Source organism: Nocardia transvalensis (assembly GCF_015477765.1).
GTDB lineage: Bacteria > Actinomycetota > Actinomycetes > Mycobacteriales > Mycobacteriaceae > Nocardia > Nocardia transvalensis_A.
Map to the genome: position 1 here is coordinate 647,330 of NZ_JADLQQ010000004.1, position 17,994 is coordinate 665,323.

Sequence of the window (17,994 nt, forward strand, 5' to 3'; positions counted from 1 at the left end):
TGTGCACTGCCGAACCCCTGGCTGTCGCGAGTGTCCTTGTATGCGAGCAGTTTTCGCTCAACTCGCGACGATAGGAGTAGGTGTCATGGGTCGTTCCAGAAGGCGGGATGACGATAGAGAACAAATGGACTTGATCCGGCTGTCCGAAGGGGCGGAACTAGTCGATGTCCACGTAAGGACGCTGCGGCGTTGGATTTCCCAGGGCAAGCTGACCGGGTACCGGTTGGTATCTAACCAGATTCGGATCAACCGCGCGGAACTGCTGGGGTTAATCCGTCCTGTTACTGCGACAACACAGTGGTCCTCGCGTTACGCAATGCCTCCTACTGGCGGTGCGGCATGAGTGTCTCGGATGCGTTCGCTGATCTTGATCCGGAGGTGCGGCAGGCACTGATGGCGTGGGACAGGTTGACCGCTGCTGAGTGGGATTACGCCGTCGGTTACGTGGCTGGTTATGCCCCGGCAGTGATGTTGAAGGCCGTCGAGTATGCGGTGGCCACCGCAACAGAGGTGGCGGAGCTGAAACACCTGTTCCGTATGGAGGCACAGCAATGACTGTGACCGACGAGTGGCGTAGGCGTGAAGAACTTTCCGACCGGGCACTGGAGACGTTGCACGCGCTGCCTCATCAGGAATGGGCCGGTGTTCTCGGCCGTCTGTGCTGGGACGCACCGGAATCAGTGATCAACGCCTGCGCACAACAGCGTGAGTCACTGGCTCGCACCGAAGCTGAGCGACAACAGAAGGCGTCCGAGGCCCGCACGGAACAGCGGCAGCGGATGGAGGAACAACTGTGACGACGGAGCGGAATGCGATGGCGTGGGAGTGGTTGGCTCAGCAGTATGGGGCGTCGATCAGCACGGTTTGCCGACTGTGTGAGGTGAGCCGTCCCCGTGGTTATGAGCTGGCTCGCACCTGGCAGCAGGCGGGGTTTGTGCATACGCAGCGGATGCCGTCGGAGGGGCCGGGCGGGTCGTGGTCGAACGAGTTGTGGGTGTGGCCGACCCGGGAAACTGCCTGGGCGTTTCTGGGTTTCGATCCGGGGCCGTGGTTTCCGCGGTTGACGACGGTCGCGCACACGCGGGCGTTGGCGGAGCTTCGGCTGACGTTAACCGGGCGCGAGCTGGATCCGGAAGTCTGGACCAGTGAGCGGTTGTTGCGGCGGGAGTCGAATCCCTGGCGGTCGCAATGTAGTCGCCATGTGCATGACGGGTGGTTCACCGACGGCTCCGGGGATCGTTGGGCGGTCGAGGTGGAGTTGTCGGTGAAATCGCGCGCAGGTCGCGCGGTGAGGTCGTTACGTGCCGCATTGGAGGCCGCACATAGCGAAAACCTCACCGGTGTCGTGTATTTCGTTCGCGGTCGTGCCGTTCGTCGGTCGGTCGACAACGCCGCCCGCATCCTGAGCGAGCAAGGCCAGGACGAACTGCTGGCAATGCTAGACATCCGCGATCTGGACCGCTTCCTCACTGGCACAACGAATTCGGAGGAGGCGAGCTGAATGGCTTGTTATCCATTGCAACCTGATTGCGGGTACACACCGCCCGCGCAGCTTGTACTAACCCCGCCTCCGACGACTACGCCGTCGTCGCCGCCTGTCGAGGATCCGGTGTTTCCGGGTGTGGGCGGGGTCGATAAGCCGCCGGGGGTGCCTGAGCAGGTGCCAGACGTGCCGTCGCAGTGGACGACGCATTGGAACGGGAATCTGCCGGACGCGCAGGTGCTGGCCGATGTCGTGCACGTGGTGACCGCCGGAGGCGGTGTCATGGCGGTCTCGGCCGCGGGACTACTGATCACCGCGAACGCATGCGGGTGGACGCCGGGCCGCGTAGGCCGAGCGGCTGCTGGTTCATTGGTGATGCCGGTGACGTCGATGCTGGTGGATGGATCGCCCTCGGCACCGCTACGGATGCTGACCGAGGGCGCGCACGTCGCATGGGACGGGTGGGCACCGGGTGGCGTAGTCGGGATGGCGGTACTCGGGGTGCCGCTCGCGTGGTCAGTGGCCGCGTGGTGGTGGGCTCGCTACTGCCACCGGCTGGCCACTCTCGGCCATAAGTCACCGGAGAAGACCCACCGCATCACTCGCCGTATCGGCGACGCCCGCGACCAAGCCGCCCGCGCGGCGGTCCGGTATCCGACCCCGCTCACCCTGCACAACCGGGTGGTGTTGGGTCCGTGCTCGCAGGTGTCGGCGCGACGGGATCCGGGGGTGCTGGGGTCGCTGCTGCGCCGCCGGGAGCGGTGGCTGACAGTGCCGGTGCGAGCGGTGGACGAGCATCTGGTGGTGACCGGCAACAGCGGGTCGGGTAAGACGACGCTGCTGTTACGGACGGTCGCCAGCGTGTACGCCCACGACTGGAACCGGTACCTGCGCAGCCGCAAACGGCGGCCTCTGATCGTGTTCATCGACTGCGGTGGCGACCTGCATACCGGGCGGCGGTTCGTGCAGTTGATGACCCGGTTGGGTGTGGACCCGAACCAGATCGGGTTGTGGCCGGTAACGACCAGACTTGAGTTGTATGACATGGCGGCACCGGATATGACCGAGACGTTGCAGGCAATGCTGTGCCCCGCACCAGCCACCGACGCCAGTCAAGTGCATTTCGAGAACAACCGCCGCCGCGTCGTTTCGCTCGTGGTCGGGACAGCGTTGTCGGATGCCGGTGTGCGCCTGGACAAGCCGCGTAATCGGGCGCAGTTGTTCGAGCGGTTGTCGACAAAGAAACTACTGGAGTTGTATGCAGCCGATCACGCGATCTGTGAGGAGATCGCGGCATTGAACGAGTCGAAGCCGCCGGCGGTGCCGGATGTGGCGGGCAAGCTGCGGGATCTGTTCGAAACGCTCGGGGACGCGTTCGAAGGTGGCCGAAGCGTCGGTGATTTCGACGCCCTGTATGTGTGCACGCCCGGCACCACCCGCAAGGAGACCGCGCGGGCACAGGTGTCGGCGATCAAGACCATGGTGCTGCAGTTCGCGGCCACCGGTCACGATCGGCGGATCCGGATCGTCATGGACGAGAAATCCGCGGTCGCCGATGACAAGGGCGACGTGGACGTGATCGACCTGGTGGAGCGGGCCCGCAAGCTGAACTGCTCACTGATCTATGCCGCGCAGTCATTCCTCGGTCTCGCTCGCACGGAGGAGGAATGCCACCGCATCGTGGATTCCACCTCCGGTGGGTGGATCGGGATGCGAGGGGAGAACAACGGGGTGCTGTGCGAGAAATTCGGCACCCGCACCGTCTTCGAATCCACCCGCCACCTCACCGGATCCCGGCTGGGCGAAGACGGCACGGTGAATTCCAGCGAGGCCATGCTCGTGCACCCGAATCGGCTGCGGCGCTTCGAAGTCGGTCAAGCCGTCTACGTCAGCGGCGGCCACGCCGTCTGGGGCCAAGTCGCCCCCATCGACCTGGACGAGTTACCGACCCTCGAATACCCGCAGTGGGCGCGCATCGACACCACAGAGAACCAAGGTGCCTCCGATACGGCGGATCAGACAGGACCGCAACGGAATCGGTCCCCGCGGGACCGGCCGATAGCGCGCCGCGCCGATATCGACAGGCCGCAACGGCCGAAACCCCCAACGAAGAAGAGGAACGACCCCGATGAAAACGAGGAACAGCAATGAATTCCGACGATGAGATCAACACGAAGACGTCTCTGGATTGGGACAACGCACTGCGGGACCTGTTGTCAGCGTGCGGCATCGACCCCGATACCGCTCAGCGGCCGAACCCGCGCACGATATTCAGGCGCAGGCTCAAAGCCGCCCGCGCAGGCATGGCGGCCACCGGAATCGCCGCACCGGCGGTGGTGGTGACAGCGGTGTCGGGCGCGCCGCCGACGGCGGTGGTGCCGGTGTGCGTGTGGGGTGTCGGGTGGATCGGGTACGGCATCTGGGTTTCCGTCGGGGCCCCGCACCCGCTCACTGTCATCACACATGGATGGCGGCTGATCCGACGTGGAGCAGTGCTGGGGTGGCGATGGCTCAACCACCGCGCCTACCAGCTGCGCGATGCCAGCCGTCTCCCGGCACCAGCCGATCCAGCCACCGAAGCACCGCCGTTCTAACCGGAATCAACGAATCAGGAAGAAGGACAACGTATGTCAGGATCGGAAGTCGATGAGATCAGCCACGACACCAGGCGGTTTGGGCAACAGATCGCCCAAGTGTGGTGGCAGATCCGCAATGTCTTCGCCGCGCAGGCCGCGAACCAGGCGAACTACCGCAACCTGGTTATCACGCAAGCGAGCCAGCTGCGGGAAGTGATCGCCGAGCGGGATCAGCTGCTGATCGATCTGGCGGAGGTGACCGAGGAACGAGACCAGCTCGCGCACGAATTGGAGGGTGCGCGAGCCCAACTCGACTCCTACGCCACCGCCGAAGCCCGCGAGGAAACCACCGAGACCGCCGAAGTCGTCGAGGTGATGAACGTGCCGGTTTTCGAAGAGATCCCGTTCGAGGACTACGACGACCACCCGCACAACCCACGGGTCACCGAGGTCGCTCAGCAGCAGGCACCGCCGCGGATGGAGGAACAGGCATGACCGCGGCACCCGAAGAGGTTGCGGGGGTACAGGAATGGATGCGGCAGGCTTACACCCGCATCAAGGACCTGCATGACCGGATGGACGCGGCCACGGATCCGGTTGAGCAGCAACGGTTGTCGGACGAATCGTCGTTGGTTGCCGAACCGTGGGAGTCTTCACGGTTCGCTGAGCAGTGGCATCGGCTGTGGCTTACCGATAGCGCCCCCGGCGCCGTAGATGGTGCTGAGGTGCAGGCAGAGCGGGACCGGCTCGCTATCGAGCTCGACACCATGCGGGCTGAACGAGATCAGCTGCGGGCAGAGAACACGCAGCTGCAGGCCGACCGCACGGAGCTGGCAGGGCAGCTGACGGCGGCGCTCAACGAACGTGACCGGCTGCAGCAGCTGGTGCACGACCTTGAGGTGGAGGTAGACGACGCGTTGGACCTGGTAGAACCGCACGTGCTCGACGCCAACCACGAACGCCTCGTGACAGCAATACCCCGCTACGGCTCCGCCAGTACACCACAGCGAGCGCAACGGGCGGTGATGCAGCAATGACCAGGACCAACGGAACTGTCATCCACACCAACACGCTCCTGCACCGACTGCAAGCGCCAGTTCCGCAGCCGTGGCGGGTGACCGCGCACGGTCTGGTGTTGCCCGCCGACGCCCACGACTCGGTGGAGCCGGCGGTCGTCGACGAAGTGGACGAGGCGGTGACCACCCTGGCGCGGCGGGTGGCCACAGCCCGGGCGCAGCTGCCACTGCAGGACGACGCCGCATTGACTGAGGTACTGTCCGAAGCCGAGCTGGCCGCCGAACGCGAACTCGCCGAATGGATCCGGGCGCAACGCCGCGCCCAACGCCGCCGCGCGATCGAAGCCGAGTTGGCCGCTGAGGCCCGCGACCGCAAGGCCGCGGAGACGATAGCGCGGGAACAGGCGGCGGATGCGCGGTGGCACCGGAGGGCGCTGGCAGCACGGGCGCGGGTCACTAGTGCGGATGCGCGGCTCGCGCAGCTGTACCGGCGGGCGGAATGGTCCTCACGCGCGCTGATCGCGGTGGTCGTGCTGGGGATGGTGTGGGCGGCGGTGAACGTGCAGCACAACCTTGTCCCGGACGGCAACATGGGCAATCCGCTGTATTGGCTGTCCTATGGCATCGAGGCCATGATCTCGATTCCGTTGATCGCGATCATGCTGGTGGCCACCACCGCCGCCCGGTGGGGACAAGCAGTGCGCCGCCGCACTGTGGTCGTGTTCGAGTCCGCGCTGCTGGCCATCACGATCGGGTTGAACACCGGACCGCACCTGGTCGCCGGTCAGATCGGCCGGGCCGCCGAATACGCGGTGGCACCGCTGATGGTGGGGGTGGTGATCTGGCTGCACGCCTGGGTCGCAGCCCGCTACGCCACCCTCATCGAACACGCCGCCGCGGCGCCGCACCCTAAACCGCAGGTTGAACCGCACCTCGCACCTGCGGACCGCACCCAACCATCTGCAGTCGGCAAACAAGCTGGTCAAGCTCGTGCGGATCATGCACGGCGTCTCGCGGTTGAAGTGCTGCAGCGCAGACCGGGGATGACGAAAACCGTTGATGAGGTGACAGCGGTTGTCGCCGAAGCGATGGCCGGAACCGCGCCGACGACGATCGCCGACCGCAACCAGCTGCACCACACCACGGTGCGCAACATCCTCGCTGTTCTCGATGAAATCACAGGCCCCGGATTGCGGGGCCGCTCTTGAACTTCCAGCCCGCGTGGCTGGGGGATCCGATATCGGAAACAACATGAAGAAAGGGACAGAGATCCGATGAGTGACAAGATTCAGGTGACCGTGGCGGGCAATCTGACCGCCGATCCGGAGCTGGTGGCGACCCCGAACGGGAACTACGTCACCAAGTTCACCGTGGCGTCAACGCCGCGGACCTACAACCAGCAGTCCGGTCAGTGGCAGGACGGGCAGACCAGTTTCGTCAACTGCCAGGTGTGGCGCGATCAGGCCGAGAACGTGGCCGAGTCGCTGCACAAGGGTGACCGGGTCGTGGTGACGGGTGCGTTCAACCAACGGTCGTGGACCGATCAGGAGAACAAGCGGCACACAGTGTGGGAGCTGCAGGCCGACGATGTGGCCGCGTCGATGAAATTCGCGCAGGTGAAAGTCAACCGGCGGCGCGCCAACCAGCGTGCGGGCCAGCAGTATTCCAACGGCAGCCAGCAACACACCGAACAAGCTGGCGACGGAATGAGCGAGTTCGCACCCAATGGTGACGACAAACCCGCCCGAAAGGTGGCTGGGCGCAAGCAGCAAATACAAGCCACCGCATGAACACCGAATACGCGCCGTTGGTGTGGTCTCGCCGCGCGATCGGCAACGGAGCTGAAACACGCTACGAGACAGGGTTCTACGCACCGGACGGCCGTTGGGTCACCCATAGCAGCTACGACTCGGAATTGGAGGCCGAGGACGGACTGCAGTGGCTGGCCGGACGCCAGGTCGCCGCCCACCAGCGACACCAGCAGATGCAGCAGTGAACGACAAGGCAGGAGGTATGACGTGAGCTGGGTGTATATGCGAACCGAACCACAGCTCTGGACGGTTGGCTTCTACACGCCGGACGGTGAGTGGAAGACCGATTCCGATTACGGCAGCCGTGAGGAAGCTGCCGAACGCGTGAGCTGGCTAAACGGCGGACAGCACGCCGAGCGGCAATCTCGCAGCCAACGCCAGATGCAGCAGTAACGCAAAAGGAGGCCAGTACCTGAAAGGACAGGGGCGGCGCTCGTGCCCATTGGAGGAGGGCACCAGCGCCGCCCCTGTCATTGTGTCAACAACACCCGCGACCGGGTGTCATCGGGGTCGGCGGAACCGGCCGCGGTAGTCGACGAAGGCGTGGTCCGCCGGCCCGGCATCTGCGGTGGAGGTGCTGGCGGCGCAGGCGTGCAGCACGCCCGCCAGGGTGCGTGCGATGTGTTCGGTGATCGGGTGTGAGGTGTTTTCCGAAGGCGGCGGCGTCGAGCAGTTGGCGGCGCACGTCGGCGATCAGCGCGTAGGTGGAGGGCATGGGGTCGAGTTCGGGCATGGTCCGCGAGACTACCTCGAGTCGAACATTCATTCGATACTTGCGAGGTGTCCTGGTGCTGTCTTCCCCTTGCGGCGCCCGGGTCGACTCGACCACGCCCGCAATCGCGGTCCCGCAGCCACCCCACCCAGGTCTCTCGGACTGTTCGGCCGCGGTTGCGGGTGTGGTAGACCCGTCCGTGCCGCAAGGGGAAGACAGCACCCGCACGCATCTCCCAGCGCGGCCATTTCCGTTCGCCAGCGCCCCCGTCTTCCCCGCAGCGGTGCCCGCCGGAGGCAAAACCCTCCCATCGGCACCAATGACTCGGCCGTACCGGTGAATTCGTGCCGCTACGCCGATTTTGGCACGACCACACCACTTTCTGCGCAACGATAGAAGTGAATGTAGCCCTTACAGTTCGTCATAACGGCCCAGGACGCTGCTCTTACAAACCCCTTACCGACCGAGTGGTACCAGGTAAGGGGACTCGTTCCTGCTGACCTGCAGGTTTGGACGCTGTGGTGTCCCCGATTCCGAAGAGACCAAAGACCCACTTCGTTGTGTCTTTGGTCTCTTCGGAATCGGGGACAGTTGGGAGAGTGGGACAGGTCAGCAGGAACGAGCAGTGAGCAAGATCAGAAAGTGTGGGTTGGGTTAAGTGTGGGTTGGGTTAGAAGAGGGAGAGTTGGTTTGGGTCGGGGGGTGGGTTGCGTCGGGTAGATCGTGGTTGGGTGCGGGGAGTTGGTTCGGGTTGAGTGGCGGATAGTTGGGTGGGTAATGCTGGTGTCTGTTGGGTGCTGGAGGGCCTGGTGGGGTCTGTTGGTCGGCACGCTGGGACTTCGGTTGGGCTCGTATCTGGTTGCAGGATGTGGCCGCATTGTGTGCAGTGCACTGACTGTGGTGGTGTGAACAGCCCCCGTGTGTCGAAGCGGTCTGACCGGTCGGGTGCGTGGCCGGTTTTCCTGAACGCGCTCTGCAGGCGGATCCAATGGGCCCAGATACGTGCGGCATGGACGACTGGCCAGGCTGTTTGGTCGCGATCGTGTTCGTGGCGAAGCTCGGTGGCCAGTGATTGCTTTAGGGCAGTAGGGATGTCGAGTCCGTCGGGAGTCAGGGGCAGTTCGTCGAGTCGGAGCTGGTGTGGGATCAGTTGGTCGCCGATGCAGGGTGGTATGTGCCGTACTCGGTATTGGATTTCGTCGCGGGGCCACAGGGTTCGGTGTGGCGCCGCGATCATCAGGGCGATGGAACGGTCTTGCGGATCGAAAGTCCACAATTGCTGTCTGTCGTCGGGATCGTTGAGGACGATCCAGTGTGGTCGGCTGGCGGGATGCCACAGCCATACATCGGTGACGCCGTTGCGCTGGTAGTCGCGGTGCCGGCTGGTCCATTCGCTATCGGTCAACCGGTAGCCCTGGATTTCGAGAGCGACTTGGCGTCCATCGGCGAACAGCACCTGGACGTCGGCACGCCGCTCGCGGTCGGGAAGCCAGACCTCGTTGCGGACCTCGATCACGTTCGGCTGTTGCCGTGTCCAGTCGGCCAGGATCGTTTTGCTGGTCAGATGCCATACCGTTTCCGGGTGATGTTGACCGCCGTCCGGTGTGTGGCCTGCCGGGTGCGCGAAGTGTGGTCGGCGAAGGCCACCCACACAGCCTCTGACGATCACGGGAACCTTGCACCCGAATTCGATGTAGCAGAGAGCGCACACCAGCGTCCGGTCGCCGATGTAGCTCATGCTTCTGAGTTCTTGCATATACGGGTCGGCCGGATCCATTGGCGCGCAGACGTACTGCTGACGCGTGAGGTCGAGCGCGACGACGAGTTGGTTAGAGGAACCCACTCGGAACACCCCTTGTCGAATAGGAAGGTCGCCTTCCGGCGATCGCAGGAAGGCGTTGGCAGGCCGCGCTATTCGATGAGATGTCAGGGGTTCGGCTGAGTTGAGTTAGGGGAGCCTGAATCGGCTGAAGTATCAGTTGAGTATGTATCGCCGAGGTGTGTATGTAGTTCAGGTTGTGGATGCGGTGCGGCCGTATCCAAGGTTAGAGCTGAACACCATGATTGTCGATATCGGTTGCAAGTGGTCTTGTTCGGTCGCCATTGACGACTGACTTGCGGTGGTGTAGCGAATCGCAGCGGTTACTGCGAGTCAGGTCGTTCGGCTTGCGGTCGGCGATCTTCGGGCTCGTCAGCGTCGATCACCGTAGGGCGCGATGGATCGCGGTCGACGGGATTGACCAGGATTGGGTGCAGCCAACGGACATCCGCAACTTGCTCGTCATGGGGACCGGTCCAGTAGGTGTGCCAATGGGCGCGCCGGATATGTGATCGGATGCGTCTGCCGGATCCGAGTCCGGCTTCGGAGTTCGTCGCCGCTTCCTGGGCAGCGAGAAGTTTGGGCCCCACGTCGAATCCGAGATCGATGACAGTGCTCATGACACCTTGAGTGCGGCGTTTCTTTCGGCCTGGTAACAGTTCGGTCGCCGATCCCAGATCGCAGCGGTTGCTGCACAGATACAACAGCAAGCTGACGGCCAACCGGTAAGCATTGAGTTCGATGTCGGTTGGAGCGGCGTTCGGACTGATGCCGTCGAGGGGATGGTGAACTTCCCGGATCATCTCCTCCACCGTGTAGCGATGCTGAGGAGAACAAGGAATCTGAATGCTGTACCAGGGATAGTCGGGTTCGCTGTTGCCTACGGACTGCACACGTCCGATCAACGTCACCTTCAGCATCCACAACCGCGGGTCAGCTGTCGAGCAGAGCGTGATCTCGTTGGTCCATCCAACCACCAGTATGCCGACATACACCGGAGGTGCAGTCACCTGCTTCGCACCTGTAGGGTGGGGCGCCGGTAACGGAGTCGGGAAAGTGATGAACGGGTCGGGATGCGGAAGCCGCCGAAACACCTCGCACGGGATCTGTGTTCCGGGCTCGGTCTCGGCCAGACTCACCGCTAGCTCGGGGTGCACACGGTAGATCACTCGATGCTCGCGCCAAATCTGAACGGTTTCAGACTCAAACAGCATTGACTGCAAGCTGTCGACAACGGTTCGACCGTTGGGGCCATTGGCGGCGATGAGCGCGGTCTTGTCTATGGGCGTGAACCGGTCAGCGTCTCGGATGCCGGGCTCGATCTGATTGATGACCCAACCTAGCTGGGGACTGCTACGCATGTCCTTGGTCAGTTGCAGGGTTGCCTTTTCGTATGCAGTAGCAACGGCCGCAGCTTGTTTGGCGGTCTGCAAGCCGAACTTTTTCTGTGTGCCTTCGGGTGCAAACTTCGACATACGTCAATGACATCACCACGTACCCATACACCGCGGCGATATTGAGTCAGCTTCTTGCCGCGGGAGATCTGAGCGCGCGCCGCTGATTGTACGGCATCGTCCGCTTCCTCCACCCGCCGCGCTGGGTGCGGTCCGCGCCCGGCACGGACGAATTCGCGTCCAGGCCAGGCAAATTGGTGCGGTGGTGGTGCGGCGAATTCGTCCGTGCACGCTCCGGCGCGTTCCGCACCAGCACGCTCGGGCGGATCCACTACAGCGGACGATGCCAGGGCAGGCGGTGCGGGCAGGCCGGTGGGCCTGCCCCGGGCGGGGCGCGGCGCGCGCTCAGCAGATCAGGCGTCCTGCCCGGTTCATCCAGCTTTTTGACACGTACGTGTCAATGGCGTTGCCCGGGAAGGGGATGCGTGCCGATGTTGACGATGACGGACTTGTTCTGTGGTGCTGGGGGCTCGAGCAGTGGGGCGGTGTTGGTGCCGGGGGTGCGGGTGCGGATGGCGGCGAATCATTGGGCGTTGGCGATCGAAACGCACAACGCGAATCACCCGGAGACCGATCATGATTGCGCGGATATCACGCAAGTGGACCCGCGCCGGTATCCGAGCACGGATCTGTTGTGGGCGTCGCCGGAGTGCACAAACCACAGCATGGCACGAGGACGGAGCCGCAATATCGACTCCACCCCGGACCTGTTCGGCGAGATCCTGCCCGACGAAGCGGCCGAACGCAGCCGGGCGACGATGTGGGATGTGGTGCGGTTCACCGAGTTTCACCGGTATCGGGCGATTGTGGTGGAAAACGTGGTGGATGCCGCGAAATGGGTGCTGTTCGCCTCGTGGCTGCACGCGATGGACGCACTCGGCTACGACCACCAGACCGTGTACTTGAACTCGATGCATGCCCAAGCAGTGGGCGCTCCGGCGCCGCAGTCGCGTGACCGGGTGTATGTGGTGTTCTGGCGACGTGGGCAGCGCCGACCGGACTTGGATCGGTGGACTCGGCCGAAAGCGTGGTGTCCGGGGTGTGAGCGGGTGGTGTTGGCCGTGCAGGCGTGGAAGAACCCGACGCATCCATGGGGCCGCTACCGCGCTCAGTACGTGTGGCGGTGCCCGAGCATCCGGTGCCGCAATACGGTTGTGGAGCCGGACTGGCTGCCCGCCGCCACAGTCATCGATTGGCAGCTGCGCGGGCAGCGGATCGGCGATCGCGACAAGCCCTTGGCGGCGAAGACGGTAGCGCGGATCGAGGCGGGGTTGGCGAGGTTCGGGGATGAGTCGTTCCTGTCGCTGTTCCGGTCCGGGCGGGTGCGGAACATTCCGGTAACGGAAACGTTGGCGACGGTGGTGGCCGACGGGTCCAATCATGCGCTGCTGGTGCCTGCCGGGGGGACGTGGCGGGATCAGGCGGTGTCGGTGGTCGAGCCCATGCCAACCCGGACCACGCGGGAGGCCGATGCCCTGTTGGTGCCGGTGGAGGGCCGCGACAGCAAGCAAGCCCAGCCCGCGAGTGTGCCGATGCGGACGATGACGACACGGTCGGAGACCGGGCTGCTGGTGCCGTACTACGGGCATGGCACCGCCCGCACCACCGACGACGCGTACGGCACGGTCACCACACGGGAGCGGTGGGCGATGGTCGTGCCGCTACGAAACCACAACACCGCGAAATCGACAGCGGAACCGCTGGATACGGTCGCAGCGGCCGGGAACCATCACGGGTTGGCACGGCCGGTGACGGCGCGGGTGGAAGATTGCGAGTTCCGGATGCTGGAACCGTACGAGATCAAACAGGCCATGGCATTCGACCGCGACTACATCATGCGAGGCAACCGCCGCGAACAAGTCCGGCTCGCGGGCAACGCTGTCACCCCACCCGCCGCGCGGGATCTGATCGCCGCCGTGGCGGAATCGCTCGGCCATGAGGTGGTGGCGTGATGGCGCGGCTGATGTCGGTGTCGCTGACCGAGCCGCAAGTTGTTGCCCGTGCGAAGACGGTGACCCGCCGCGTCGGGTGGCGGATGCTGCGGGCCGGGGACCAGATCACGCTGTTTGTGGCGTTCTTCTGCCGCGCCCACCGCGACTGTCGCCCGGAGACCGAGGTGACCCGGATCGAATGGCGGTACCTCGAGCCATGACCGGGACACCGAATACGGTGACCGGGCTCCTGGTCGCCGCCCTCGAATCCACGTGGGCGGCGATCCGGGCGCGCCACCCCGACGTACCGGAGGTGGTGCTGGCGATCGCGTCCGGCTCCACACCCGCCGGCCTGAACCTGGGGCACTTCGCGCCGCATCGATGGGTGCGCGGGGACTACGAGCTGCACGAGCTGTTCGTGGGCGGGGAAGGACTCAACCGCGGACCAGTCGAGGTGCTGTGCACGCTGCTGCACGAAGCCGCTCACGGCATGGCAGTCACCCGCGGTATGAAAGACACCAGCCGACAGGGCCGCTGGCACAACAGGCGCTATCGCGACCTCGCAGTGGAGCTTGGTCTGACCGTCGACGCAGACCCAGGGCATGGATGGGCAGTCACTTCGGTGTCTGACATCACCCTTATCCGGTACCGGCCGCATCTTCAGGAGCTCAGTCTCGCGCTCATTGCCTACCGCCACCGAGAGCCGGACATCAGCGAGCGGGGAGGAGGGCACAACAACGGGATTGCGGCCGTCTGCTCATGTGGCCGTCGGATCCGCGTAGCGCCAAGCACGTTCGAACTCGGAGGAATCACGTGCGCCGTCTGCTCCAGCCAGTTCGCAGCTCAGGGACGTAGCAGCAACCAGGAGATTGGGCACGCGTTGGGCACGAACGCAATCAGCCCCGGTAAAAACCGGGGCTGACCTGCGTAAAGGTTGGTGCGCGATACTGGGATTGAACCAGTGACCTCTTCCGTGTCAGGGAAGCGCTCTCCCGCTGAGCTAATCGCGCGTGGTCGCCTTCTCAGAGGCGGCGACGGGAATCGAACCCGTGTGCACGGCTTTGCAGGCCGTTGCCTCACCACTCGGCCACACCGCCAACCAAGGCCGGTTGGCCTTCGAGCGGATGACGGGATTCGAACCCGCGACCCTCACCTTGGCAAGGTGATGCGCTACCAACTGCGCTACATCCGCGTGGCGCCTCCGGCGGCTCTTTCGTGCCGTCCGGCTGCGAGAGAGAACATTAGCCCACTATCCGCACGAGCAACAAATCGGCTGGTAGAAGGGGGTGATTGTGAATGACAACGGTGTAGTTCGCCCGCTCCCCCCGGAACCGAAGCCCACTGCCCTTCCCTGTCACCCACCCCGCCCCCTGTCCACCCCACGCCCTCCACCCCCGAAATCCCACCCACCAACGAACCCCCAGGTAGAACCCCGATTTGGTGTGACGCGGGTGATGCGTGTTAAGGTTCCATCTCGTTCGGAACGGCACGCAAAGCCGCCCGAATCCCACTCCGGTCTCATAGCTCAGTGGGAGAGCGCTCGCCTCACACGCGAGAGGTCGCTGGTTCGAACCCAGCTGGGACCACAGAGAAGCGTTAGGTCAGCACCGGTTTGGTGATCACCTGCCGCTTTCGCGTTCGGTGTCGGGGAATCCGAGCTAGCTTATTGGAGACCACTTCGATGGTCTGCTCGGGCTGGCGGACCGGCGTCGAGGCGGGGTGTCGGTGGCGGCGAGCCGGATTCCGTTCAGGACCGCGGTCATACATCCGCCAGCACTTCGCGCAGCGCGTGGATCACCTTGTCCTGGATGCCTTCGGGCAACGACGGGTACATAGGCAGCGAGAAGATTTCGTTCGCGAGGGCCTCGGTGACCGGCAGTGCGCCCCTGGCATAGCCGAGGTGAGCGAATCCGGACATAGTGTGTACCGGCCAGCGATAGCTGACGTTCAGTTCGATGTCGTAAGCCCGCAGGCGCTGCAGGATCTTTTCCCGCCTCGGATGTCGTACGACGTACAGGTAGTAGGCGTGATCGTTGCCGGGGGAGACGTGTGGTAGCACCAGGTCGGTGTCGCCGAGCCCCTCGGCATACCGCCGCGCGATCGAGCGCCGGGCAGCGACGTAGTCGTCCAGCCTGCGCAGTTTCCGGCGCAGAATCTCGGCCTGGACTTCGTCGAGACGGCTGTTGTGGCCAGGTGTGGCGACGACGTAGTAGCGGTCCGTCATGCCGTAGTAGCGAAGGCGCCGTAAGGCCGCCTCGAGACTGTCATCGGATGTGATCACCGCACCGCCATCGCCGTACGCGCCGAGTACTTTGGTGGGATAAAAGGAGAACGCCGCTGCCGTGCCCATGCTCCCGGCGGGGCGGCCATGGTGACGTGCCCCGTGTGCTTGGGCGCAGTCCTCCAGAATCGCGAGTCCGTGCTGCTCAGCGAGATTCATCAGCGGTGCCATGTCGGCGCACTGGCCGTAGAGGTGTACCGGCAGCAGGCATTTGGTCCGATCGGTGATGACTTCCGCCACCTGTTCGGTGTTCATGAGATAGGTGTCTGGGTGGACGTCCACGAATACAGCGGTGGCGCAGACCTGGTCGATGGCCACTACGGTCGGGGCCGCGGTGTTGGACACAGTGATCACTTCGTCGTCGGCCCCGATCCCGAGTGCACGCAGGGCCATGACCAAGGCGTTGGTGCCGTTGTCACAGCTGACGCAGTGTCGCACCCCGTGGTACGCGGCGTATTCCCGTTCGAACTGCTGGACGCTCTCGCCGAGCACGAGGCGGCCCGAACGGAATACCTGGTCCACCGCGGCGAGGATGTCTGCTCGCTCGGTCTCGTACTCCTGGAGGTAGTCCCATACCCGCGTTGTCATGGCTGTCTCGGATTCCGTTGATGAATAGGGGTCAGTACGTGGGCGTGTGCAGGCTGCGCAGGCAAGCCAGCAGGCTGCGTGCCTGGACGTTCACGTAGTGGCTGTGCCGGAGCAGATCGGTCAGCTGGTGCGGCGCGATCCAGCGGTAGTCCGGGTATTCGTCTTCGACACGGACACCGAGGTCGGTCTGCACTATGAGGTAGCGAGTTCGTGCATGGTAGAAACGCCCGCCCTCCTCCGACTGGATTGCCCCGAACAGCACCTGGTGCCTGGACGCACCCAGCACCTGGTCGAGGAACGGCGGGCGGGCAGCTTTGGGAAGGTGCGGCAAGTTGCTCGGAGCGCACTGCACGGTCGGTGCCAGTTCGGCGACGTCGACACAACCGGGCTCAGTTCGGGCGTGCGCCAGCACATGCAGCACTCCATCGATCCGGTTGACCAGGAACGCGACGAGCCCCATGCCGTGCGGCCTGAACATCGGCTGGCACCACTGGTCGACCTCACGGGCGCTCGTCTTCACCTGGACCCCTATGACATCGAAGAACGCGCCTGTGCTGTGGCGGATTCCGGCGTCGTCGACATGCCAGTCGGTGAGGTCGCGCAGCCCGATCCGTTCGGTGCCGAGCTCGGTACTGGTGCGGATGTCCGTGATCCACTCGAGGATGTCGTCCATGTGGTGTCTGCTGCCCGCGGCCGGCTCCCTGAATGGCAAGCACGACAACACGGTCCGGGTGTCCATGTTGACCATGTCGTCCACCGCGAGCATTCGGCATACCGCGCCGAGTGGCAGCCATCGGAATCCGTCGATCGCCGTGACGTCGTCGGTGGTCTCCACGACCATATTGCGATTGCGCTTACGGAAGAACCAGGCTCCCTGCTCGGACTGGCGCACGTCAGTGACCAGCTTGCTACCGGAGGTGTCCTGGAAGTACTCGAGATAGGGCACGGCACGGCCACCGTGAACCCTCGTGTAGTTGCTGCGTGTGGCTTGGACCGTAGGCGAGAGCTGGAGTCCGTTGTGGTTGCCTGGCTCGGCCTTGGCCTGTAACAGCAGGTGCGGCACGCCGTCGATCCGCTTGGCAAGGATGCCGAGGATGCCGACCTCGGGCTGATGGATGATGGGCTGGTCCCAGTGCGGCACCGGCCCGTTCGGCCGATCGACCCTCAGGCCGTGGACGGTGAAGAACTTGCCGCTGCGATGCCGGATATCGTCGGTCTCCGGATCGTGCTGCCAGCCGGATAGGCCGGCCAGCGGCACGATGGCGGTGCTCATCCGCCTGCGCTTGGCGATATCGGCCAGCCATGACTGGACAGTGGCAGCCGACTTCTCCGTCATGCATGTGCTCCCGTGTCACCTGCCCCAGCGAGCAGCTCGTTGGCGGCGGACCCCGCAGATGTTGAGCAACGCGCTGCCCTGCATGGTGGACCATTCGTCGGATCACCGAACTCTTTCACTATACTATTAGTTAGTAAAACTCCGTCAGGATTCGGGGATTCTGCGCTGGTGACCGTGGGATCGCGGCAACTTTCCGTACCTGACTTTAGTATCTGATAGCCTTTTAGAGCTCTGGAATCGCTAGCATCATGTGGACGCACGACACTATCTACAGCAACGACTACGTCGACGTCTATGCCGCGATCCATGCCTCCCGTGGCTGGGACTGGCGTGCCGAGGCGGAGGACATCGCCGCCGAGGTGCGCCGCCACAATCCGGATGCTGGTTCGTTGTTGGACGTGGCCTGCGGAACCGGCAACCACCTTGCCGAGTTCAGCAGGCTTTTCGAGCGGACGGCGGGCGTCGACCTGTCGGCGGGCATGCGCTCGGTGGCTGCCCGGACAAGCCCCGACAGCACGGTTTTCGCGGGCGATATGCGCACGTTCGATGTGCCGGGCCGGTTCGATGCCGTGACTTGCTTGTCCTACAGCATCGGGTATATGCGCACGGTCGAGGAACTGCACAAGGCCATCGCCCGCATGACGGTCCACCTTGCCCCGGGCGGTGTTCTGGTGGTCGAGCCGTGGTGGTCGCCGGAGACCTTTTTGGACCACTACGTGTCGGCCGGCCTGCACCAGGAGGACGGACGGGCGATCAGCCGAGTGTCCTACTCGGAGCGAATCGGTTCGGTCTGCCGCATGACGGTGCACCTGACCGTGGCTGACCATACCGGCATCCGCTCGTTCACGGAATACGAGATGCTCACGCTGTTTCGGGACGGCGACTATGAAACAGCTTTTCGTGCGGCCGGTCTCACGGTCGAGATGCACCAGCGGCCGGCGACCGGGCGACGTCGACTGGTCGGCGTGCTGAACCGCTGACGCGAAG

The 17,994-nt window shown here is 64.2% G+C and carries 21 protein-coding genes and 4 tRNA genes; 17 read left to right on the forward strand and 8 right to left on the reverse strand.

Features of this window, described 5'->3' with window-relative positions:
• Positions 1–124: 124 nt before the first annotated feature.
• The 12 genes from IU452_RS14740 (at position 125) to IU452_RS14795 (ending at position 7,279) form a co-directional block, all read left to right on the forward strand.
• Positions 125–343 (forward strand): helix-turn-helix domain-containing protein, encoded by a 219-nt coding sequence (locus IU452_RS14740; protein ID WP_195109673.1) that lies wholly within the window; start codon positions 125–127, stop codon positions 341–343.
• Positions 340–555: a hypothetical protein gene (locus tag IU452_RS14745; protein WP_195109541.1), complete on the forward strand. Its 216-nt coding sequence runs from the start codon at positions 340–342 to the stop codon at positions 553–555. The genes IU452_RS14740 and IU452_RS14745 overlap by 4 nt, the downstream gene beginning before the upstream one ends.
• Positions 552–797 (forward strand): hypothetical protein, encoded by a 246-nt coding sequence (locus IU452_RS14750; protein ID WP_195109542.1) that lies wholly within the window; start codon positions 552–554, stop codon positions 795–797. Before IU452_RS14745 ends, IU452_RS14750 begins: the two co-directional genes overlap by 4 nt.
• Positions 794–1,501, forward strand: coding sequence for a hypothetical protein (locus IU452_RS14755; RefSeq protein ID WP_195109543.1), 708 nt, complete (start codon positions 794–796; stop codon positions 1,499–1,501). The genes IU452_RS14750 and IU452_RS14755 overlap by 4 nt, the downstream gene beginning before the upstream one ends.
• A 168-nt stretch (positions 1,502–1,669) precedes the next feature.
• Positions 1,670–3,634, forward strand: coding sequence for a hypothetical protein (locus IU452_RS14760; protein ID WP_195109544.1), 1,965 nt, complete (start codon positions 1,670–1,672; stop codon positions 3,632–3,634).
• The gene (locus IU452_RS14765; RefSeq protein WP_195109545.1) at positions 3,631–4,077 is read left to right on the forward strand and encodes a hypothetical protein; all 447 of its coding nucleotides are present in this window, start codon (positions 3,631–3,633) and stop codon (positions 4,075–4,077) included. The genes IU452_RS14760 and IU452_RS14765 overlap by 4 nt, the downstream gene beginning before the upstream one ends.
• A gap of 33 nt (positions 4,078–4,110) precedes the next feature.
• Positions 4,111–4,554: a hypothetical protein gene (locus tag IU452_RS14770; protein WP_195109546.1), complete on the forward strand. Its 444-nt coding sequence runs from the start codon at positions 4,111–4,113 to the stop codon at positions 4,552–4,554.
• Positions 4,551–5,096: a hypothetical protein gene (locus IU452_RS14775; RefSeq protein WP_195109547.1), complete on the forward strand. Its 546-nt coding sequence runs from the start codon at positions 4,551–4,553 to the stop codon at positions 5,094–5,096. The genes IU452_RS14770 and IU452_RS14775 overlap by 4 nt, the downstream gene beginning before the upstream one ends.
• Positions 5,093–6,283 carry a hypothetical protein gene (locus IU452_RS14780; RefSeq protein WP_195109548.1) on the forward strand — a complete coding sequence of 397 codons (1,191 nt, stop codon included), beginning with the start codon at positions 5,093–5,095 and terminating at the stop codon, positions 6,281–6,283. The genes IU452_RS14775 and IU452_RS14780 overlap by 4 nt, the downstream gene beginning before the upstream one ends.
• Before the next feature lie 66 nt (positions 6,284–6,349).
• Complete coding sequence (gene ssb, locus IU452_RS14785; RefSeq protein WP_195109549.1) at positions 6,350–6,865, forward strand: single-stranded DNA-binding protein; 516 nt, start codon at positions 6,350–6,352, stop codon at positions 6,863–6,865.
• Positions 6,862–7,071 (forward strand): hypothetical protein, encoded by a 210-nt coding sequence (locus IU452_RS14790; protein ID WP_195109550.1) that lies wholly within the window; start codon positions 6,862–6,864, stop codon positions 7,069–7,071. The genes ssb and IU452_RS14790 overlap by 4 nt, the downstream gene beginning before the upstream one ends.
• Before the next feature lie 22 nt (positions 7,072–7,093).
• Positions 7,094–7,279 carry a hypothetical protein gene (locus IU452_RS14795; RefSeq protein WP_195109685.1) on the forward strand — a complete coding sequence of 62 codons (186 nt, stop codon included), beginning with the start codon at positions 7,094–7,096 and terminating at the stop codon, positions 7,277–7,279.
• Between the two features lie 85 nt (positions 7,280–7,364).
• On the opposite strand, the gene IU452_RS39480 is transcribed toward IU452_RS14795, so the two are convergent.
• The 3 genes from IU452_RS39480 to IU452_RS14805 all read right to left on the reverse strand — a co-directional run bounded on the left by IU452_RS39480 (position 7,365) and on the right by IU452_RS14805 (position 10,892).
• Complete coding sequence (locus IU452_RS39480; protein ID WP_416382318.1) at positions 7,365–7,652, reverse strand: DUF6374 family protein; 288 nt, start codon at positions 7,650–7,652, stop codon at positions 7,365–7,367.
• A 616-nt stretch (positions 7,653–8,268) separates the two neighbouring features.
• Positions 8,269–9,441, reverse strand: a complete 1,173-nt coding sequence (locus IU452_RS14800) for a competence protein CoiA family protein (protein ID WP_195109551.1) — start codon at positions 9,439–9,441, stop codon at positions 8,269–8,271.
• Positions 9,442–9,740: 299 nt separating this feature from the next.
• Positions 9,741–10,892, reverse strand: a complete 1,152-nt coding sequence (locus IU452_RS14805) for a hypothetical protein (protein ID WP_195109552.1) — start codon at positions 10,890–10,892, stop codon at positions 9,741–9,743.
• A gap of 419 nt (positions 10,893–11,311) precedes the next feature.
• On the opposite strand from IU452_RS14805, the gene IU452_RS14810 reads away from it, so the two are divergent.
• The 3 genes from IU452_RS14810 to IU452_RS14820 are packed head-to-tail and all read left to right on the forward strand — an operon-like array spanning position 11,312 to position 13,724.
• Positions 11,312–12,823 carry a DNA cytosine methyltransferase gene (locus IU452_RS14810; RefSeq protein WP_324192633.1) on the forward strand — a complete coding sequence of 504 codons (1,512 nt, stop codon included), beginning with the start codon at positions 11,312–11,314 and terminating at the stop codon, positions 12,821–12,823.
• Positions 12,823–13,023, forward strand: a complete 201-nt coding sequence (locus IU452_RS14815) for a hypothetical protein (RefSeq protein ID WP_228817555.1) — start codon at positions 12,823–12,825, stop codon at positions 13,021–13,023. The genes IU452_RS14810 and IU452_RS14815 overlap by 1 nt, the downstream gene beginning before the upstream one ends.
• Entirely contained in the window at positions 13,020–13,724 is a 705-nt protein-coding gene (locus tag IU452_RS14820; RefSeq protein WP_195109554.1) for a hypothetical protein, read from the forward strand. Before IU452_RS14815 ends, IU452_RS14820 begins: the two co-directional genes overlap by 4 nt.
• 13 nt (positions 13,725–13,737) lie before the next feature.
• Here IU452_RS14820 and IU452_RS14825 read toward each other — a convergent pair.
• From IU452_RS14825 to IU452_RS14835, 3 genes are all read right to left on the reverse strand, one after another.
• A tRNA-Val gene (locus IU452_RS14825) sits at positions 13,738–13,812 on the reverse strand.
• A gap of 16 nt (positions 13,813–13,828) precedes the next feature.
• A tRNA-Cys gene (locus IU452_RS14830) sits at positions 13,829–13,899 on the reverse strand.
• Positions 13,900–13,921: 22 nt separating this feature from the next.
• Positions 13,922–13,994, reverse strand: a tRNA-Gly gene (locus IU452_RS14835).
• Between the two features lie 322 nt (positions 13,995–14,316).
• Between IU452_RS14835 and IU452_RS14840 the strand changes: the two genes are divergently transcribed.
• A tRNA-Val gene (locus tag IU452_RS14840) sits at positions 14,317–14,388 on the forward strand.
• Between the two features lie 173 nt (positions 14,389–14,561).
• Here the strand turns inward: IU452_RS14840 and IU452_RS14845 are convergent.
• Both IU452_RS14845 and IU452_RS14850 read right to left on the reverse strand, forming a co-directional pair.
• On the reverse strand, positions 14,562–15,671 hold the full coding sequence (locus IU452_RS14845; RefSeq protein WP_195109555.1) for a DegT/DnrJ/EryC1/StrS family aminotransferase: 1,110 nt from the start codon (positions 15,669–15,671) through the stop codon (positions 14,562–14,564).
• A 31-nt stretch (positions 15,672–15,702) separates the two neighbouring features.
• Positions 15,703–17,007, reverse strand: coding sequence for an NDP-hexose 2,3-dehydratase family protein (locus IU452_RS14850; RefSeq protein WP_195109556.1), 1,305 nt, complete (start codon positions 17,005–17,007; stop codon positions 15,703–15,705).
• Between the two features lie 248 nt (positions 17,008–17,255).
• On the opposite strand from IU452_RS14850, the gene IU452_RS14855 reads away from it, so the two are divergent.
• A complete protein-coding gene (locus tag IU452_RS14855) occupies positions 17,256–17,987 on the forward strand; it encodes a class I SAM-dependent methyltransferase (protein ID WP_228817558.1) in 732 nt (243 codons plus the stop codon).
• The last annotated feature ends 7 nt before the right edge of the window (positions 17,988–17,994 follow it).

What these genes read in the sequence shown, in the direction of transcription:
- IU452_RS14805 (WP_195109552.1), bottom strand. Translation starts at nt 10,892, where the DNA reads ATGTCGAAGTTTGCACCCGAAGGCACACAGAAAAAGTTCGGCTTGCAG.
- IU452_RS14790 (WP_195109550.1), top strand. Translation starts at nt 6,862, where the DNA reads ATGAACACCGAATACGCGCCGTTGGTGTGGTCTCGCCGCGCGATCGGC.
- IU452_RS14740 (WP_195109673.1), top strand. Translation starts at nt 125, where the DNA reads ATGGACTTGATCCGGCTGTCCGAAGGGGCGGAACTAGTCGATGTCCAC.
- IU452_RS14765 (WP_195109545.1), top strand. Translation starts at nt 3,631, where the DNA reads ATGAATTCCGACGATGAGATCAACACGAAGACGTCTCTGGATTGGGAC.
- IU452_RS14745 (WP_195109541.1), top strand. Translation starts at nt 340, where the DNA reads ATGAGTGTCTCGGATGCGTTCGCTGATCTTGATCCGGAGGTGCGGCAG.
- IU452_RS14770 (WP_195109546.1), top strand. Translation starts at nt 4,111, where the DNA reads ATGTCAGGATCGGAAGTCGATGAGATCAGCCACGACACCAGGCGGTTT.
- IU452_RS14845 (WP_195109555.1), bottom strand. Translation starts at nt 15,671, where the DNA reads ATGACAACGCGGGTATGGGACTACCTCCAGGAGTACGAGACCGAGCGA.
- IU452_RS14750 (WP_195109542.1), top strand. Translation starts at nt 552, where the DNA reads ATGACTGTGACCGACGAGTGGCGTAGGCGTGAAGAACTTTCCGACCGG.
- IU452_RS14850 (WP_195109556.1), bottom strand. Translation starts at nt 17,007, where the DNA reads ATGACGGAGAAGTCGGCTGCCACTGTCCAGTCATGGCTGGCCGATATC.
- IU452_RS39480 (WP_416382318.1), bottom strand. Translation starts at nt 7,652, where the DNA reads ATGAATGTTCGACTCGAGGTAGTCTCGCGGACCATGCCCGAACTCGAC.
- IU452_RS14815 (WP_228817555.1), top strand. Translation starts at nt 12,823, where the DNA reads ATGGCGCGGCTGATGTCGGTGTCGCTGACCGAGCCGCAAGTTGTTGCC.
- IU452_RS14775 (WP_195109547.1), top strand. Translation starts at nt 4,551, where the DNA reads ATGACCGCGGCACCCGAAGAGGTTGCGGGGGTACAGGAATGGATGCGG.
- IU452_RS14810 (WP_324192633.1), top strand. Translation starts at nt 11,312, where the DNA reads ATGACGGACTTGTTCTGTGGTGCTGGGGGCTCGAGCAGTGGGGCGGTG.
- IU452_RS14820 (WP_195109554.1), top strand. Translation starts at nt 13,020, where the DNA reads ATGACCGGGACACCGAATACGGTGACCGGGCTCCTGGTCGCCGCCCTC.
- ssb (WP_195109549.1), top strand. Translation starts at nt 6,350, where the DNA reads ATGAGTGACAAGATTCAGGTGACCGTGGCGGGCAATCTGACCGCCGAT.
- IU452_RS14855 (WP_228817558.1), top strand. Translation starts at nt 17,256, where the DNA reads ATGTGGACGCACGACACTATCTACAGCAACGACTACGTCGACGTCTAT.
- IU452_RS14780 (WP_195109548.1), top strand. Translation starts at nt 5,093, where the DNA reads ATGACCAGGACCAACGGAACTGTCATCCACACCAACACGCTCCTGCAC.